At 61.2% G+C, this 18,051-nt stretch carries 16 protein-coding genes; 9 read left to right on the forward strand and 7 right to left on the reverse strand.

Going from position 1 to position 18,051, the window contains the following annotated elements:
• Positions 1–4: 4 nt before the first annotated feature.
• The 4 genes from crcB to ftsK all read right to left on the reverse strand — a co-directional run bounded on the left by crcB (position 5) and on the right by ftsK (position 4,976).
• Positions 5–379, reverse strand: a complete 375-nt coding sequence (gene crcB, locus AC1M7R_RS01480) for a fluoride efflux transporter CrcB (RefSeq protein WP_072392893.1) — start codon at positions 377–379, stop codon at positions 5–7.
• A complete protein-coding gene (locus tag AC1M7R_RS01485; RefSeq protein ID WP_123596089.1) occupies positions 376–1,701 on the reverse strand; it encodes a replication-associated recombination protein A in 1,326 nt (441 codons plus the stop codon). The genes crcB and AC1M7R_RS01485 overlap by 4 nt, the downstream gene beginning before the upstream one ends.
• 182 nt (positions 1,702–1,883) lie before the next feature.
• The gene (gene lolA, locus AC1M7R_RS01490; protein ID WP_072392887.1) at positions 1,884–2,507 is read right to left on the reverse strand and encodes an outer membrane lipoprotein periplasmic chaperone LolA; all 624 of its coding nucleotides are present in this window, start codon (positions 2,505–2,507) and stop codon (positions 1,884–1,886) included.
• Between the two features lie 63 nt (positions 2,508–2,570).
• Positions 2,571–4,976 (reverse strand): DNA translocase FtsK, encoded by a 2,406-nt coding sequence (ftsK, locus tag AC1M7R_RS01495; RefSeq protein ID WP_072392885.1) that lies wholly within the window; start codon positions 4,974–4,976, stop codon positions 2,571–2,573.
• 321 nt (positions 4,977–5,297) lie between these two features.
• Between ftsK and trxB the strand changes: the two genes are divergently transcribed.
• From trxB to infA, 4 genes are all read left to right on the forward strand, one after another.
• Positions 5,298–6,257, forward strand: coding sequence for a thioredoxin-disulfide reductase (gene trxB, locus AC1M7R_RS01500; protein ID WP_072392881.1), 960 nt, complete (start codon positions 5,298–5,300; stop codon positions 6,255–6,257).
• An 80-nt stretch (positions 6,258–6,337) separates the two neighbouring features.
• Entirely contained in the window at positions 6,338–7,018 is a 681-nt protein-coding gene (gene aat, locus AC1M7R_RS01505; protein WP_076406811.1) for a leucyl/phenylalanyl-tRNA--protein transferase, read from the forward strand.
• A gap of 67 nt (positions 7,019–7,085) precedes the next feature.
• A complete protein-coding gene (locus AC1M7R_RS01510) occupies positions 7,086–7,793 on the forward strand; it encodes an arginyltransferase (protein WP_490610187.1) in 708 nt (235 codons plus the stop codon).
• Between the two features lie 159 nt (positions 7,794–7,952).
• Positions 7,953–8,171, forward strand: a complete 219-nt coding sequence (infA, locus tag AC1M7R_RS01515) for a translation initiation factor IF-1 (RefSeq protein ID WP_002553999.1) — start codon at positions 7,953–7,955, stop codon at positions 8,169–8,171.
• Between the two features lie 227 nt (positions 8,172–8,398).
• Here the strand turns inward: infA and clpA are convergent, their stop codons facing one another.
• Together clpA and clpS are read right to left on the reverse strand one after the other, a co-directional pair.
• Entirely contained in the window at positions 8,399–10,669 is a 2,271-nt protein-coding gene (gene clpA, locus AC1M7R_RS01520) for an ATP-dependent Clp protease ATP-binding subunit ClpA (RefSeq protein WP_072392872.1), read from the reverse strand.
• 29 nt (positions 10,670–10,698) lie between these two features.
• Entirely contained in the window at positions 10,699–11,061 is a 363-nt protein-coding gene (gene clpS, locus AC1M7R_RS01525) for an ATP-dependent Clp protease adapter ClpS (RefSeq protein WP_015094394.1), read from the reverse strand.
• A gap of 226 nt (positions 11,062–11,287) precedes the next feature.
• Between clpS and cspD the strand changes: the two genes are divergently transcribed.
• Positions 11,288–11,554, forward strand: a complete 267-nt coding sequence (gene cspD, locus AC1M7R_RS01530; RefSeq protein ID WP_072392869.1) for a cold shock domain-containing protein CspD — start codon at positions 11,288–11,290, stop codon at positions 11,552–11,554.
• 70 nt (positions 11,555–11,624) lie between these two features.
• Here cspD and icd read toward each other — a convergent pair whose 3' ends face one another.
• The gene (gene icd / locus AC1M7R_RS01535) at positions 11,625–12,881 is read right to left on the reverse strand and encodes an NADP-dependent isocitrate dehydrogenase (protein WP_024779303.1); all 1,257 of its coding nucleotides are present in this window, start codon (positions 12,879–12,881) and stop codon (positions 11,625–11,627) included.
• A gap of 468 nt (positions 12,882–13,349) precedes the next feature.
• Between icd and AC1M7R_RS01540 the strand changes: the two genes are divergently transcribed.
• The 4 genes from AC1M7R_RS01540 to hflD all read left to right on the forward strand — a co-directional run bounded on the left by AC1M7R_RS01540 (position 13,350) and on the right by hflD (position 18,040).
• On the forward strand, positions 13,350–15,575 hold the full coding sequence (locus AC1M7R_RS01540; protein WP_072392866.1) for an NADP-dependent isocitrate dehydrogenase: 2,226 nt from the start codon (positions 13,350–13,352) through the stop codon (positions 15,573–15,575).
• A gap of 214 nt (positions 15,576–15,789) precedes the next feature.
• Positions 15,790–16,236: an NUDIX hydrolase gene (locus tag AC1M7R_RS01545; protein WP_072392863.1), complete on the forward strand. Its 447-nt coding sequence runs from the start codon at positions 15,790–15,792 to the stop codon at positions 16,234–16,236.
• Between the two features lie 59 nt (positions 16,237–16,295).
• Complete coding sequence (gene mnmA / locus AC1M7R_RS01550; protein ID WP_072392860.1) at positions 16,296–17,420, forward strand: tRNA 2-thiouridine(34) synthase MnmA; 1,125 nt, start codon at positions 16,296–16,298, stop codon at positions 17,418–17,420.
• Positions 17,417–18,040, forward strand: coding sequence for a high frequency lysogenization protein HflD (hflD, locus tag AC1M7R_RS01555; RefSeq protein WP_072392857.1), 624 nt, complete (start codon positions 17,417–17,419; stop codon positions 18,038–18,040). Before mnmA ends, hflD begins: the two co-directional genes overlap by 4 nt.
• The last annotated feature ends 11 nt before the right edge of the window (positions 18,041–18,051 follow it).

Below are 18,051 nucleotides of genomic sequence, written 5' to 3' on the forward strand. Positions count from 1 at the left end.
GTTATCAAAGTTTGGTCAGGGACAGGCCGGCCCAGGTGGCGAGCAGCCCGCCGAATACGCTGATGGCCGCATAGCCCAGGGCCAGCGGCACCTGCCCGCTTTCCAGCAGGCGCACCGTATCCAGTGAAAAGGATGAAAAAGTCGTCAGGCCGCCAAGAAAGCCGACCATCAGCCCCGCACGCACCTCGATGGGCACTTCCGGGCGAATCAAAAACAGACCGTATAGAACGCCGATCAGCAGACAGCCCACGATATTAACGGCCAGCGTCGCGGTATAGAAGTGTCGGGGCCAATTTGCATTGATCCAGTTGCCCGTGGCGAAACGCAACAAGGTGCCGACAATGCCGCCGGCGGAGACTGCGAGGATCAGGGGAATCAAGGTTTTCTCCGCTGCCGTGGACTCGAGCGGTCCAGTTGCGCCAGGTGATTGAGCTTCTCACCGATCTTCAACTCGAGGCCACGGGGCACCGGCTGATAGAACGACTGGGGTTCGAGCTCTTCGGGAAAATAGTCTTCGCCGGCGGCATAGGCATCCGGCTCATCGTGGGCGTAACGGTATTCTTCGCCATAGCCCAATTGCTTCATGAGCTTTGTCGGTGCGTTGCGCAGGTGCAGTGGCACTTCGAGGGAACCGTGCTCGGTGGCGCTGCGCATCGCTGCCTTGAAGCCCATGTACACCGCGTTGCTTTTCGGCGCGCAGGCCAGGTAGGTAATGGCCTGGGCCACGGCGAGCTCGCCTTCGGGGCTGCCGAGGCGTTCCTGAACGTCCCAGGCCGCCAGGCACAGGCTCAGGGCCCGCGGGTCGGCATTGCCGATGTCTTCGCTGGCCATGCGTACCACCCGCCGCGCCAGGTACAGCGGATCGCAGCCGCCATCGATCATCCGCGCGAACCAGTACAAGGCCGCATCGGGATTGGAACCGCGGATGGATTTGTGCAGCGCCGAGATCTGGTCATAGAACGCCTCGCCGCCCTTGTCGAAACGACGCCGGGTATCGCCCAGCAGGCTTTGCAGCAGCTCGACGCCGATCTCGCTGTCATCCTCGGCCAGGTCCGACGCGTTCTCCAACAGATTGAGCAGGCGGCGACCATCGCCATCGGCGGCGGACACCAGCATCTGGAAACCTTCATCGCTGAGGCTCAGCCTGCGCTTGCCCAGGCCTCGTTCTTCGGTCAATGCGCGTTGCACCAGCTTGCGCATCGCGGCCTCGTCGAGGCTCTTGAGCACATAGACCCGCGCCCGGGACAGCAAGGCGTTGTTGAGTTCGAACGAGGGGTTTTCGGTGGTCGCGCCGATGAAGATCAGCGTGCCGTCCTCGACGTAGGGCAGGAACGCATCCTGCTGCGACTTGTTGAAGCGGTGCACTTCGTCCACAAACAGGATGGTGCGCTTGCCGTACTGGCCGGCCTGCTGCTTGGCCACTTCCACCGCCTGGCGGATCTCCTTGACCCCGGCCAGCACCGCCGAGACCGTTTCGAAATGCGCGTCCGAGACTTCCGCCAGCAGCCGCGCCAGGGTGGTCTTGCCCACCCCCGGCGGCCCCCAGAAAATCATCGAGTGCAACGCACCCTGCTCCAGGGCTTCGCGCAAAGGCTTGCCGCGACCGAGCACATGCTCCTGGCCGACGTACTCGTCCAGGTTGGTCGCACGCAGGCGGGCAGCCAGTGGCTGGGCGATCGGGGCACTTCGAAACAGGTCCATGATTACTTACAAAACCTCCGCCGGGTCCTGTTGCCGATCAGTTAAACAATTGAACACCACAATCGATTGCGCGAGCGAGCTTGCTCCGGGCGGCGATCCGACGATAGCGGTGTGCCAGTCACCGCAACTCCCACTGATCCGACGCTATCGCGAGCAAGCTCGCTCCCACAGCGGCTACGGGGTTACTCCTGGATCACATCGGCACCCTTGGGGATGTCGAACTTGAACTTGGACGCGGCGATCGGCTCGTTGGCCTTCACACCGGTGAACAGGATGTTGGTGCGCTGGCCGACGCTGTCGATCAGTTGCATGTCATTGACCAGGCCATTGCGGAACGACAGGCGCAGGCTATCGAACAGGCTGTCCTTGGTCTTGGGCTTGAGGGTGAAGTCGATCACGCCACCGGCTTCCTTCGCACTGATGTCGAAGCTCTGGCTGATCTTGGAGATATCGCCGGACAGCAGCAAGGCCGGGGTCTGGGTCAGGCGCTGGTCGAGGGTCTTGATAGTGACCTGCTCCAGGTCCGGGTCCCACAGGGAGACTTTCTTGCCATCGGACACCATCAGCTGTTCGGCCGGCGCATCGGTGTGCCAGTAGAACAGGCCAGGACGCTGCAGGGCCATTTCACCGGCGGTTTCCTGCAGTTGGGTGCCGCTGCCATCGAGGGTCAGCTGGGAAAAGCGTGCGGTCAGGGTCTGGGAGCGCTCCAGCAACTGGGTCAGGCGCGCCACGTCCTTTTCATCGGCATGGGCCGACAACGTGGTCAGGGCCAGTACGGGTAACAGCAACATGCGAATCAGGCGCATGGGAGTCCTCATGAATTCGTGGGGGATGGGCGGCGTGTCACCGACAGGCCGCCCAGGTCGTTGTCAGTCGCGCATCGGGCCCGGCGCCAGCACTTCACGCGAGCCGTTGGTGTTCATGGCCGTCACGACCCCGGCCATTTCCATGGCCTCGATCATGCGGGCGGCGCGGTTATAGCCGATCTTGAGCTTGCGCTGGACGGCGGAAATCGACGCCCGACGGCTTTCCAGGACGAACTGCACCGCTTCGTCATAGAGCGCATCGGTTTCCGCGTCTTCGTCGCCACCGCCACCACCGCCTTCGAAGCCGCTGCCAGCCTCTTCGACGCCGTTGAGGATGTCGTCGTTGTATTCGGGGGCGCCGCGCAGTTTCCACGCCTCCACCACCCGGTGCACTTCGTCGTCGGAAACGAACGCACCGTGCACCCGGATTGGCAGGCTGGTCCCCGGTGGCATGTACAACATGTCACCATGGCCCAGCAGTTGTTCGGCGCCCCCCTGGTCGATGATGGTGCGCGAGTCGATCTTGCTCGACACCTGGAACGCCATGCGAGTCGGGATGTTGGCCTTGATCAGGCCGGTGATCACGTCCACGGATGGTCGCTGGGTAGCGAGGATCAGGTGGATACCGGCCGCACGGGCCTTCTGGGCGATCCGGGCGATCAGTTCTTCGACCTTCTTGCCGACGATCATCATCATGTCGGCGAATTCGTCCACCACCACCACGATGGTCGGCAGCTTGTGCAGCAGCGGCGCCTCGTCGTGAATGCTTTCGCGGTGGTACAGCGGGTCGGTCAATGGCGTGCCCGCCTCCTCGGCCTCCTTGACCTTGGCGTTGAAGCCCGACAGGTTGCGCACGCCCAGCTTGGCCATCAGCTTGTAGCGACGCTCCATCTCGGCAACGCTCCAGCGCAGGGCGTTGGCGGCGTCCTTCATGTCGGTCACCACCGGGCACAGCAGGTGCGGAATGCCTTCGTAGATCGACAGTTCGAGCATCTTCGGGTCGATCATGATCAGTTTGGCGTCTTCCGGGCCGGACTTGAACAGGATCGACAGGATCATCGCGTTCACACCCACCGACTTACCCGAACCGGTGGTACCGGCCACCAGCAGGTGGGGCATCTTCGCCAGGTCGGTGATGACCGGCTTGCCGCCGATGTCGTGGCCCAGGGCCAGGGTGACCGGCGACTTGTGGTTGTCGTACTCGGGAGTCGAGAGCACCTCGGAGAAACGCACGATCTGGCGATCTTCGTTGGGAATCTCGATACCCACGGTGGTCTTGCCCGGAATCACTTCCACCACCCGTACGCTGGTGACGGCCAGCGAACGCGCCAGGTCCTTCGCGAGGTTGGCGATGCGGCTGACCTTCACGCCGGCGGCCGGCTGGATTTCGTAACGGGTGATGACCGGCCCCGGGTGGATCGAATCCACCGAAACCTCGACCCCGAACTCCTTGAGCTTGATCTCCAGCAGATGGCCGACGGCCGCCAGGGACTCGGGGGAATAGTTGAGCTGTTTCTTCTCGGCCGGATCGAGGATTGAAATCGGCGGCAAGGTGCCTTCCACCGCGCTGTCGACGAACAGGGGCACCTGTTTTTCCTTCTGCACGCGCTTGCTCGGCTCCGGCGCCTTGGCCGGGGCCATGGTGATGACCGGCGGCACCTGTTTCTCGCGCTCGGACATGTGCTTGCTCAAGGCCTGCTCACGCTCGATCAGGCGCTCCTTGACCTTGGCCTGCTCGCGCTTGTCGGGGACGGTCGGCGCCACCACGTCGTGGACGCGGTCGTCGACCTCACGCAGTTGCGCCACCAGCTGCTTGCGCTCGGTGCGCGCCGCCCACCAGCGATTCACCGCCCCCTGGATCAGCTCGATCAGGTCGAGGGTGATCTTGCCGGTGATGTCCATGACCTTGAACCAGGAAAGATCGGTGAATACGGTCAGGCCAAAGAGAAACAGGGCAATGAACAGCAATGTGCTGCCCTGGATGTTCAGGGCATTCCTGGCCAGGTCGCCAAGGCTTTCCCCCAGCGCACCGCCGGCTCCGGCCGGCAGGCCGGTGGGCGCATGAAAATGGATATGGGCCAGCGCGGCGCCCGACAGCACCAGGAACACCAGGCCGATCAGCCGCCAGGAGAACAACCAGCCGCTCCACTGCCACGGCTCGTGGCGCTGGCGAAAGATCTGGTAGGCCTTGATCGCCAGCAGCAGCGGGAAAATATAGGCGAAATAGCCCAGCACCATGAACAGGATGTCGGCGCTGTAGGAGCCGGCCGGACCGCCAAAGTTCTGCACGTCGTCGATCTTGCTGTTGTGGCTCCAGCCCGGATCATCCTTGCCGTAGGTCAGCAAGGCCATCATCAGGAACAGGCACAAGGCCCCGATGGCGATCAATGCACCTTCCTTGAGCCGGTAGTGCAATTGCTGGCGCCAGAGCGGAACGACTGTCTTGGGTGCTGCGGTGGATTTCTTCAAAACGCTTCTTTTCCTGCGCCGACGGCGCGTTCCTCTGTTGAATGACTGAACGTGTAAAAAACGGCCCGCAGGAGCCGGTAAAAAAGTGAAAGTGCTCAACCGGTACTACTTTTACCACTGAGACGTGCATCCGGAAAACCGCAGGTGTTGCCCAAGATTTGACCTTTTGCCCGTCCGGCGTTCAAAACACAAGCATTGTACGGGTTTAGCAGCCCGGAGGCATTGCCCGCCCGCGTGGTTGGAGCATAGCCAGAAAAAGTGGCAACAGCGCCAATTTGAGCACGCATTCTCTTTTGTGACAAAGGCTTATGAGGTGTTTTTATGAACGAAGTGAAGCATTCGCGCCTGATCATTCTCGGATCTGGCCCCGCCGGCTACAGCGCTGCTGTCTATGCCGCCCGCGCCAACCTCAAACCCGTTGTCATCACCGGCCTGCAGGCCGGTGGCCAGCTCACCACCACGGTGGAGGTCGACAACTGGCCCGGCGATGTCGAAGGCCTGACCGGACCGGTGCTGATGGAGCGCATGCAACGACACGCCGAGCGCTTCGACACGCAGATCGTCTACGACCATATCCACACCGCCAAGTTGCAGCAGCGTCCGTTCGAACTCATCGGCGACAGCGGCACTTATACCTGCGACGCGCTGATTATCGCCACTGGCGCCTCGGCCCAGTACCTGGGCCTGCCCTCGGAGGAAACGTTCGCCGGCAAGGGCGTTTCCGCCTGTGCCACCTGCGACGGATTCTTCTACCGCAACCAGGTGGTGGCCGTCGTCGGCGGCGGCAACACCGCCGTGGAGGAAGCCCTGTATCTGTCCAATATCGCCAGGGAGGTGCACCTGATCCACCGCCGGGACAAGCTGCGCGCGGAAAAAATACTCCAGGACAAACTCTTCGAAAAGGCCGCCAACGGCAATATCCGCCTGCACTGGAACGAGAACCTGGACGAAGTGCTGGGCGACGCCAGCGGCGTGACCGGCGCTCGCCTGCGCAACAGCCAGAGCGGCGAAACCAGCACCTTGCAACTGGCCGGTGTGTTCATCGCCATCGGCCACAAACCCAATACCGACCTGTTCCAGGGCCAGTTGAACATGCGGGACGGCTATCTGTTGGTGCGCGGTGGCAGCGAGGGCAATGCCACCGCCACCGATATCGAAGGCGTGTTCGCAGCCGGCGACGTGGCCGACCACGTGTATCGCCAGGCCATTACCTCGGCCGGTGCCGGCTGCATGGCCGCCCTCGACGCCGAGAAGTATCTCGATGACATTCCTGCCGTTTGACGGTTAACCTTTGGGCGGGCGCCGATCCGAACAGAATGTGAACGCGCCCGCCCCCTCCCCTTCTGCAAGCCCGGACACCCATGCTGACTTGGTTACAACGCAACACCCTCGATTTTCCACCACTGGAAAAAGCCATGCGCGACCCCAACGGGCTGCTGGCCGCTGGTGGCGACCTGTCCGCCGACCGGCTGATCCAGGCCTACCGCCATGGCTGCTTCCCGTGGTTTTCCGAGGGTCAGCCAATCCTGTGGTGGTCACCCGATCCACGCACCGTTCTGTTTCCCGACGAACTGCATGTCTCGCGCAGCCTGGGCAAGCTTCTGCGCAAGCAACGCTATGAAGTGACGTTCGACAAGGACTTCGCTGCTGTAATCAAGGCCTGCGCCGAGCCCCGCGCCTATGCCGACGGGACCTGGATCACCGAGGCCATGCAAACCGCCTATCTGGAACTGCATCGACGCGGCTTCGCCCATTCGGTGGAAGTCTGGGACCAGGGCCAGCTGGTGGGCGGCCTGTACGGCCTGGCCATGGGGCAGCTGTTTTTTGGCGAGTCCATGTTCAGCCGGGCCGACAATGCCTCTAAATTCGGCTTCGCGACCCTGGTCCAGCACCTCAAGACGGCCGGTTTCGTGCTGATAGACTGCCAGATGCCTACCGAGCACCTGCACAGCCTGGGCGCCCGATCGATCCCACGCACCGCGTTCGCCAGCTATCTCAAGGCCCATCTGGACCGCCCCAACCAGGCGACCTGGGTTTGCTGAGCGACATTGGCGCTGGTGGCTTACACTTAACCAGAGTTTGTTTTCGTCTTATGCCCGAGGGTTGATCATGACCGAGTTGGCGCGTTTGAAGTTCTATGCCACTCAGCCCCACTCCTGCAGTTATCTGCCGGAGGAGCAGGCCACGACGCTGTTCCTCGACCCTAGCCAGCCCATGGACGTGCATGTCTACGCTGACCTGTCGGAAATGGGTTTCCGTCGCAGCGGCGACCACCTCTACAGGCCTCATTGCCAGCATTGCAACGCCTGTGTGCCCGCCCGCATACCCGTAGCGCGGTTCACGCCCAATCGCCAGCAGAAGCGCATCTTCAAACGCAACGCCGATATCCAGGTGCGGCCGGCCAAATCACAGTTCAGCGAAGAATATTTCGACCTGTACCAACGCTATATCGAGCAGCGCCATGCAGACGGCGACATGTACCCGCCCAGCCGCGATCAGTTCTCCACCTTCCTGGTTCGCGACCTGCCCTTCTCCCGTTTTTATGAGTTCCGCCTCGAAGGACGACTGGTGGCCATTGCCGTGACGGACCTGCTGCCCAACGGCCTTTCCGCCGTGTACACCTTCTACGAGCCCAACGAGGAGCGGCGTAGCCTGGGACGGTTTGCCATTCTCTGGCAGATCGCCGAAGCCCGGCGCCTGGGCCTGGAAGCGGTATACCTGGGCTACTGGATCAAGAACTGCAAAAAAATGAACTACAAGACCCAATATCGGCCTATCGAATTGCTGATCAACCAGCGTTGGGTGGTTCTCAACTAGAGGACGCTCTCGATGGGCTTCCCTACCGCGATAAAGAACCAACAGAGAACGCCCCCAAGAACCCCTTGGCTTGCCCCCCCTTTTTCGGGCACAATGCACGCCGCTTTTGCCTGGCGCAGTTGCACCGGGCCATTCACTGGATACCGAGGGCTTTACTGCATGTCGAAAGAAGACAGCTTCGAAATGGAAGGCACTGTCGTCGACACCCTGCCCAACACCATGTTTCGCGTGGAGTTGGAAAATGGGCACGTCGTTACCGCGCATATCTCCGGCAAGATGCGCAAGAACTACATTCGTATTCTGACCGGTGACAAAGTGCGCGTCGAGCTGACGCCCTATGACTTGAGCAAAGGGCGCATCACTTACCGCGCTCGCTAACAAGTCAATACAGGACGCCCGGCTAGATGCCGGGCGTTTTTGTTTGCCTGGGATTTGATACCCCCTTGTGGGAGCGAGCTTGCTCGCGATAGCAGAGGATCAGCTTGCATGGATGCCGGGCGTGCCGCCGCCATCGCGAGCAAGTTCGCTCCCACAGGAGGTCGGCGTATTCCTGAAGCCTGCAAAAAGGCGCCTTTCGGCGCCTTTTTGCTTGTTACGGGTGGCGATCAGGCCATTTCGGCCGTGGTTTCGAAGTCGAAGGTCAGCTCGCCGTCCTTGATGTCGATGTGAACCACACCGCCATGCTCGGCCAGTTCGCCAAAGAGAATCTCCTCCGCCAGCGGACGCTTGATCTTGTCCTGGATCAGGCGAGCCATCGGCCGGGCCCCCATCGTCACATCGTAACCACCCTCCGCCAGCCAGCTGCGAGCCGCATCGGTGACTTCCAGCAGTACACGCTTGTCTTCGAGCTGCGCCTGAAGTTCGGTAAGGAACTTGTCCACCACGCTCTTGATGACTTCATGACTGAGGCGACCAAACTGGATGATGGTGTCCAGGCGGTTGCGGAACTCAGGCGTGAAGCTCTTCTTGATCACTTCCATCGCATCGGACGAATGGTCCTGATGGGTGAAACCGATCGAAGCGCGAGCCGCGGTCTCGGCACCGGCGTTCGTGGTCATGATGATGATCACGTTGCGGAAATCCGCCTTGCGCCCGTTGTTGTCGGTCAGCGTACCGTGGTCCATCACCTGCAGCAGCAGGTTGAAGACTTCCGGATGCGCCTTCTCGATCTCATCGAGCAGCAACACGCAGTGAGGCTGCTTGGTAATGGCTTCGGTCAGCAAGCCACCCTGGTCGAAACCGACATACCCCGGAGGCGCACCGATCAGCCGCGAGACGGTATGACGCTCCATGTATTCGGACATGTCGAAGCGAACCAGCTCGATCCCCAGCGCCTTGGCCAGTTGCCGCGCCGCCTCGGTCTTGCCCACGCCGGTCGGCCCGGCGAACAGGAACGAACCTACCGGCTTGTCCGGCGACTTCAGCCCGGCACGGGACAGTTTGATAGCCGTGGACAGCGAATCGATGGCTGCATCCTGGCCGAACACTGTCAGCTTCAGGTCACGCTCCAGATTGCGCAGCAGTTCCTTGTCGGAACTGGTGACGTGCTTGGGCGGAATGCGTGCGATCTTCGCCACGATATCCTCGACCTGTGGCACCTCGATACGCTTGACGCGGCTCTCGGCAGGCTGCAGGCGCTGATAGGCACCGGCCTCGTCGATGACGTCGATGGCCTTGTCCGGCATGTGCCGGTCATTGATGTAGCGCGAAGCCAGTTCGGCGGCGGCGCGCAAGGCATCATCGCTGTATTCGATGCTGTGGTGCAGCTCGAAACGCCCTTTCAGGCCGCGCAGGATACCGATGGTGTCTTCCACCGAGGGTTCCGACACGTCGACCTTCTGGAAACGCCGCGCCAGGGCACGATCCTTCTCGAAGATCCCGCGGAACTCCTGGAAGGTGGTCGAGCCGATGCAGCGGATGTCGCCCGACGAGAGCAGCGGCTTGAGCAGGTTCGAAGCGTCCATGACGCCACCGGAGGCAGCCCCGGCACCGATGATGGTGTGGATCTCATCGATGAACAGGATCGCCTGGGGACGTTTTTTCAGCTCGCCCAGCAAAGCCTTGAAGCGCTTCTCGAAATCACCGCGGTACTTGGTGCCGGCCAGCAAGGCACCCAGGTCGAGGGAATAGACCACGCTGTTGGCCAGCAGGTCCGGCACCTGGCTGTCGACGATGCGCTTGGCCAGGCCTTCGGCGATGGCGGTCTTGCCCACGCCCGCCTCGCCCACCAACAATGGGTTGTTCTTGCGGCGCCGGGCCAGGATCTGGGCGACGCGCTCGACTTCGGCCTCGCGCCCCACCAGCGGATCGATCCGCCCCTGGCGCGCCAGTTCGTTCAGGTTGCTGGCATAGGCATCCAGCGGATTGCCCGAGGAAGAAGACTCACCGCCCTCGTCGTCCTGCATATCCTGCTCACCTTCGGAATGATCGCCATGCCCCGGCACCTTGGAAATGCCATGGGCGATGTAGTTGACGACATCGATACGCGCAACGCTCTGCTGCTTGAGCAGGAAAACCGCCTGGCTTTCCTGCTCACTGAAGATGGCAACCAGCACGTTTGCGCCGGTGACTTCACGCTTGCCCGAGCTCTGTACATGAAAGACAGCACGCTGCAGGACACGCTGGAAGCCCAGGGTTGGCTGGGTTTCGCGATCCTCGTCGTGGACGGGGATCAAAGGCGTGGTGGAGTCGATGAACTCCTGCAGATCATGCTTGAGTTTATCGAGGTTTGCGCCGCAGGCACGCAAAACGGTGGCGGCAGCCTCGTTATCCAATAGGGCCAACAGCAGGTGCTCGACGGTCATGAATTCATGACGCTTCGAACGAGCCTCCTTGAAGGCAAGATTGAGGGTGACTTCGAGCTCGCGGTTTAACATGGCTTCACCTCATACCCAAGTGGTCGGCGTTAACCGTCCTTCTCGATTTCACAGAGTAGCGGATGCTGGCTTTCCCGGGCGTACTGGTTGACCTGCATGGCCTTTGTCTCGGCGATGTCGCGGGTAAACACTCCGCATACTGCCCGTCCCTCTGTATGAACGGCCAGCATGACCTTTGTCGCCAGCTCGCGATTAAGGTTGAAAAACACCTCGAGCACTTCGACGACGAAATCCATCGGTGTGTAGTCATCGTTGAACAAAACCACCTTGTACATCGGTGGCGCCTGTAACGCGGGCTTCGCTTCCTGGACAGCAATGCCTGCGGAATCGTCGTCGTGGAGATCCGGACGATCCTGATTGAATGTTAGTCGAATCTGGCTGATTGCATGCATGGAAAGAAAGGTTCGTTTAGTTGGCATTTACAGTAATGGGGGCACCCGCTGGCGTTTTCAACCGCCACCGCCGGGTCACCTTGACTATCGGCAAAACGGTGTTACAACCAATAGAGCCCATCGCGGGTTAAAAAGGTCCGCGGCATTGATCCTGACAACAAGATTAGACTGCGGATGAACCGGATGATACTCCAGTGATGGAGTGCGTTGCAGAGGGATATGGTTTATGTCGGTCGTTAAGATGAGTGGCAAGGTGAAATGGTTCAACAATGCCAAAGGCTACGGATTCATTCTCGCGGCTGGCAGGGAAGAAGACCTTTTCGCGCACTACTCGGCAATCAATATGGATGGCTACAAGACCTTGAAAGCGGGGCAAGATGTTACATTTAATGTCATCCAGGGCCCCAAGGGGTTGCACGCAGTCAATATCACGCTGCAGGAAATCGAAAACGCCCCCACTCCCGCCAAAGCCAAGGTCACCGAGACCCATTGACCTGCAGTAGCTTCCGGGCACGAAAAAGCCCGGCTCGAGAGATCGAGCCGGGCTTTTTTATGACAATTTCTTACATGTGGGAGATCAGTGCATCACCGAAGCCCGAGGAGGACACCAGCTTGGCGCCCTCCATCAGGCGCTCGAAGTCATAGGTCACGGTCTTGGCCGAAATCGCACCGTTGGTACCCTTGATGATCAGGTCGGCCGCTTCGGTCCAACCCATGTGGCGCAGCATCATTTCCGCCGACAGGATCAAAGAACCCGGGTTGACCTGGTCCTTGCCCGCATACTTGGGTGCGGTGCCGTGGGTGGCTTCGAACATGGCCACGGTGTCGGACAGGTTGGCCCCCGGCGCGATACCGATACCCCCCACTTCCGCCGCCAGGGCGTCGGAGAGATAGTCGCCGTTGAGGTTCAGGGTGGCGATCACGTCATATTCGGCCGGACGCAGCAGGATCTGCTGGAGCATGGCATCGGCGATGGCGTCCTTGACCACGACGTTCTTGCCAGTCTTGGGGTTCTTGAACTGCATCCAAGGGCCGCCATCGAGCAGGGTCGCGCCGAACTCCTCGGCGGCCACTTCGTAGGCCCACTCCTTGAAGGCACCTTCGGTGAACTTCATGATGTTGCCTTTGTGCACGATGGTCAGCGAATCGCGGTCGTTGTCGACCACGTATTGCAATGCCTTGCGCGCCAGACGCTTGGTCCCCTGCTTGGACACCGGCTTGACGCCGATACCGCAGTCCTCGTCGAAACGGATCTTGGTCACGCCCATTTCTTCCTTGAGGAACTTGATCACCTTGGTGGCTTCGGCCGACCCGGCTTTCCACTCGATACCGGCATAGATGTCTTCGGAGTTCTCACGGAAAATCGTCATGTCCACGTCGCCGGGCTTCTTGACCGGGCTCGGCACGCCTTCGAACCAGCGCACCGGACGCAGGCAGACGTACAGGTCCAGCTGTTGACGCAGGGCCACGTTCAGCGAGCGGATACCGCCACCGACCGGCGTGGTCAGGGGGCCCTTGATGGAAACCACGTAGTCCTTGACCGCATCCAGGGTTTCCTGGGGCAGCCAGGTGTCCTGGTCGTAGACCTGGGTCGCTTTCTCACCGGCATAGACTTCCATCCAGGAAATCTTGCGCTTGCCGCCGTAGGCCTTCTGCACCGCGGCGTCCACGACCTTGATCATGACCGGGCTGATGTCGACGCCAATGCCGTCACCTTCAATGAAGGGGATGATCGGATTGTCAGGAACATTAAGAGAATGGTCTGCATTGACGGTAATTTTGTCACCGACGGCCGGAACCTGAATCTTTTGATACCCCATGCTGAACTCCATTGCTTGGATTGAACATCTGGCTGCGTTCGAGCGTACCCCAGTTGAATCGGCGCGCAAACCCTACCAAGACCAAAGAGATACAGTTCGCCGCGTACAACCCTGAAAACCAAGGGAAAAGCGCCAAACATGAGCATAGACGCCTTCACGTCCCTGCGACGTTTAGACCAATGGACGAGTACGAAGGTCTATGAACCATCGGCAGATCGCCAGCTACCTATGTATAATGCCGCCGCTGACCACAGGGTCACGACGGCTGACTGCTCTGCGACAGGACTTTCCGCCCGTTAAAAGCCGGTCCGTTACCGCGGCCCGACCGCTTGACGCTCGACTGATGCACCCAACATCACCGCGAAGAAACCTCGACATTCGGCTCACGGATGACTTTGAACGAACGCGCTTACCCGGCGCCCTCGAGTTTCTGCGCATGCTTTAGCAAAGAAGAGAGTTAATCCGAATATGCCCACCCGCTCGAAGATCATCTATACCTTCACCGACGAAGCCCCCGCCCTCGCCACCTATTCGCTGCTGCCGATCGTCGAAGCCTTCACCGCTTCGGCCGATATCGCTGTGGAAACCCGCGATATCTCCCTCGCAGGGCGTATCCTGGCCAGCTTCCCCGAGCAACTGGGTGACAAAGCCGTAGCCGACCACCTCGCCGAACTGGGCGAACTGGCCGTCACGCCTGAAGCCAACATCATCAAGCTGCCGAACATCAGCGCCTCGGTGCCGCAACTGCAGGCCGCGATCAAGGAATTGCAGGCCCAGGGCTACGCACTGCCGGACTACCCGGAAACCGTGACCACCGAGGCCGAGAAAGATGCTCGCGCCCGTTACGACAAGGTCAAGGGCAGCGCCGTGAACCCGGTCCTGCGCGAAGGCAACTCCGACCGCCGCGCGCCGCTGTCGGTCAAGAACTACGCTCGCAAGCACCCGCACAAGATGGGTGCCTGGACCGCCGACTCCAAGTCCCACGTGGCCCACATGAGCAACGGCGATTTCTACGGCAGCGAAAAAGCCGCCCTGATCGACGCCGCCGGCAGTGTGAAAATCGAGCTGATCGCCCAGGATGGCACCGCCACCGTCCTGAAGGAAAAGACCACCGTACAAGCCGGTGAGATCCTCGACTGCGCCGTCATGAGCAAAAAGGCCCTGCGCGACTTCATCGCCGCCGAAATCGAAGACGCCAAGCACAAAGGCGTCCTGTTGTCGGTGCACCTCAAGGCCACCATGATGAAGGTCTCCGACCCGATCATGTTCGGCCAGATCGTGGCCGAGTTCTACAAGGACGCCCTGGCCAAGCACGCCGACGTACTGGAGCAGATCGGCTTCAACCTGAACAACGGCATCGGCGATCTGTACGCTCGTATCAAGGCCCTGCCGGCCGAGCAGCAGGCCCAGATCGAAGCCGACATCCAGGCGGTCTACGCGGCGCGCCCATCCCTGGCAATGGTCAACTCCGACAAGGGCATCACCAACCTGCACGTGCCGAGCGACGTCATCGTCGACGCCTCGATGCCAGCCATGATCCGTGACTCCGGCAAGATGTGGGGCACCGACGGCCAGCTGCACGACACCAAGGCCGTGATCCCGGATCGTTGCTACGCCACCATCTACCAGGCAGTGATCGAAGACTGCAAGCAGCACGGCGCCTTCGACCCGACCACCATGGGCAGCGTGCCGAACGTCGGCCTGATGGCCAAGAAAGCCGAAGAGTACGGCTCCCACGACAAGACCTTCCAGATCAAGGTCGACGGCGTGGTCCGCGTCAGCGACAGCAACGGTCGCACCCTGCTGGAACAGAACGTGGAAGCCGGCGACATCTTCCGCATGTGCCAGACCAAGGACGCACCGATCCAGGACTGGGTCAAGCTGGCGGTCAACCGTGCCCGCGCCAGCAATACCCCGGCCATCTTCTGGCTGGACCCGATGCGCGCCCACGACGGCGTGGTGATCGAGAAAGTCCAGGCCTACCTGAAGGATCACGACACCGCGGGCCTGGATATCCGCATCATGTCGCCGGTCGATGCGATGAAGTTCACCCTGGCCCGCACCCGCGAAGGCAAGGACACCATTTCGGTGACCGGCAACGTACTGCGCGACTACCTCACCGACCTGTTCCCGATCATGGAGCTGGGCACCAGCGCCAAGATGCTGTCCATCGTGCCGCTGATGAATGGCGGCGGCCTGTTCGAAACCGGCGCCGGCGGTTCGGCACCCAAGCACGTTCAACAGCTGCTGGAAGAGAACTTCCTGCGCTGGGATTCCCTGGGTGAGTTCCTGGCCCTGGCCGCTTCCCTGGAACACCTGGGCGTGACCTACAACAACCCGAAAGCGCTGGTGCTGGCCAAGACTCTCGACCAGGCGACTGGCGAGTTCCTGGACCGCAACAAGTCGCCTTCGCGCAAGGTCGGCGGCATCGACAACCGCGGCAGCCATTTCTACCTGACCCTGTTCTGGGCCCAGGCACTGGCCGCTCAGGACGACGACGCAGCCCTCAAGGCCCAGTTCGCGCCCCTGGCCAAGACCCTGACCGACAACGAAGAGAAGATCGTTGCCGAGCTCAACGCCGTCCAAGGCAAGCCAGTGGACATTGGCGGCTATTACTTCGCCAATCCGGAACTGACCAGCAAGGCCATGCGCCCGAGCGCCACCTTCAACGCGGCGATCGCTGCGCTGGTGTAAGGTTGTAAGGGAACATCACAAACCCCGGCCTTGTGCCGGGGTTTGTGTTTGCGACCTCAACACATTTCCCCCTGAAGATATATTCCCTGTGGGAGCGAGCTTGCTCGCGATAGCGATATAACATTCAACATTGATATTGACTGCACCACCGCTATCGCGAGCAAGCTCCCCCCACAGTGGCCTGCATTCCAGTCCAAGAACCAGAGGAGTGTCCATGAACTGGCAACCCCACATCACCGTCGCCACCATCGTCGAAGACAATGGCCGTTTCCTGATGGTGGAAGAGTCCAAGGGTGGACGCGCGGTGCTCAACCAGCCGGCCGGCCACCTGGACCCCAACGAAACACTGATCGAAGCCGCTGTACGCGAAACCCTGGAAGAAACCGGCTGGGACGTCGAACCTACCGACGTGGTGGGCATTTACCTGTACACCGCGCCCAGCAACGGCGTGACTTACCAGCGCGTCTGTTTCGCCGCCAGGGCCTTGAACCATAACCCCGACTCTCCACTGGATGACGGCATCCTCGGCGCTAAATGGCTAAGCCGCGACGAACTGCTCGAACAGCGCGACCACTGGCGCAGCGAGCTGATCATCCGCTGCATCGACGATTACCTGGCCGGTCATCGCCACAGCCTGGCACTGATACGCCCTTCCCTTTAGCCTTGCGCGCCCGGGCCTGATAGAATCGCGTCCTTTTTCAAGACACTCATTGAATTCCTATGCGTGATCCAGCTCCTTCTGACACCACCAAGAAGCGCGTCATTGTCGGCATGTCCGGCGGCGTGGACTCTTCCGTTTCCGCTCTCCTGCTGATCGAGCAGGGCTATGAAGTGGAAGGCCTGTTCATGAAGAACTGGGAAGAAGACGACGGAACCGAATACTGCACCGCCATGGACGACCTGGCGGACGCCCAGGCCGTGTGCGACAAGATTGGCATCAAGCTGCACACTGCCAACTTCGCCGCCGAGTACTGGGACAACGTGTTCGAGCACTTCCTGGCCGAATACAAGGCCGGCCGCACGCCGAACCCCGACATCCTCTGCAACCGCGAGATCAAGTTCAAGGCGTTCCTGGACTACGCCATGATGCTGGGTGCCGACCTGATCGCCACCGGCCACTATGTGCGCCGCCGCGACATCGACGGTCGCACCGAACTGCTCAAGGGCCTGGACCCGAACAAGGACCAGAGCTATTTCCTGCACGCCGTGGGTGGCGAGCAGATCGCCAAGACCCTGTTCCCGGTAGGCGAGCTGGAGAAGCCCGAAGTCCGCGCAATCGCCGAGAAGCATGCCCTGGCGACCGCCAAGAAGAAGGACTCCACCGGTATCTGCTTCATCGGCGAGCGGCGCTTCAGCGACTTCCTCAAGCAATACCTGCCGGCCCAGCCAGGCGAGATCAAGACCACCGAAGGCGAAGTCATCGGCCGCCACCATGGCCTGATGTACCACACCATCGGCCAGCGCCAGGGCCTGGGCATCGGCGGCCTGAAGGACGCCGGTGAAGAGCCGTGGTACGTGCTGGTCAAGGACCTGGAGCACAACGAACTGATCGTCGGCCAGGGCAACGACCATCCGTGGCTGTTCTCCCGCGCCCTGCTCGCCTCGGACATCTATTGGGTCAATCCCATCGACCTGAGCGAACCTCGTCGCCTGACGGCCAAGGTGCGCTACCGCCAGAGCGACCAGCCCTGCACCCTGGAAAAAACCGCCACCGGCTATCGCGCCACCTTCGATGATCCGCAGCGGGCGGTGACTCCCGGCCAGTCCGTGGTGTTCTACGACGGTGAAGTCTGCCTGGGCGGCGGCGTGATCGAAGTCGCAGAGCCGTGGAGTAGCAAGGCATGAGCCCGATCCAGGAACAACTGACGGCATTGGGCGGGGTGTTCCTCGCCGCCGTACTGGTGGACAGGATCGCCAAGACCGGCCAGGCCAGCGAAGCCGGCCTGAGCTGCATGCTCGGCAGCCTGCTGGTTCGCGACCCCAAGGACACCCTCGAAGTCTACGGCGGCGACGACCTGAACCTGCGCGAGGGTTATCGTGCCCTGATCGGCGCCCTGGAGCGCGAGCCCAGCGCCCTGCAACGCGAGCCGTTGCGCTATGCCCTGTCGATGCTGGGCCTTGAGCGCCAGTTGGCCAAGCGCGACGACCTGCTCGAGACCATCGGCAATCGCCTGCCGCAGATCCAGTCCCAGGTCGAACACTTCGGTCCGTCCCACGAAAACGTGATCGCCGCCTGCGGTGCGCTCTACCAGGACACCCTGAGTACCTTGCGCCAGCGCATCCAGGTGCATGGCGACATGCGCAACCTGCAGCAGCCGAGCAACGCCTCGAAGATCCGCGCCCTGCTGTTGGCCGGCATTCGCTCGGCGCGGCTGTGGCGGCAGTTGGGAGGCCACCGCTGGCAGTTGGTGATCAGCCGACGCAAATTGCTTAAAGAGCTTTACCCGTTGATGCGCAACGAATAAGTCGCCTCGAC

Source organism: Pseudomonas sp. MS01C9, from assembly GCF_058202755.1.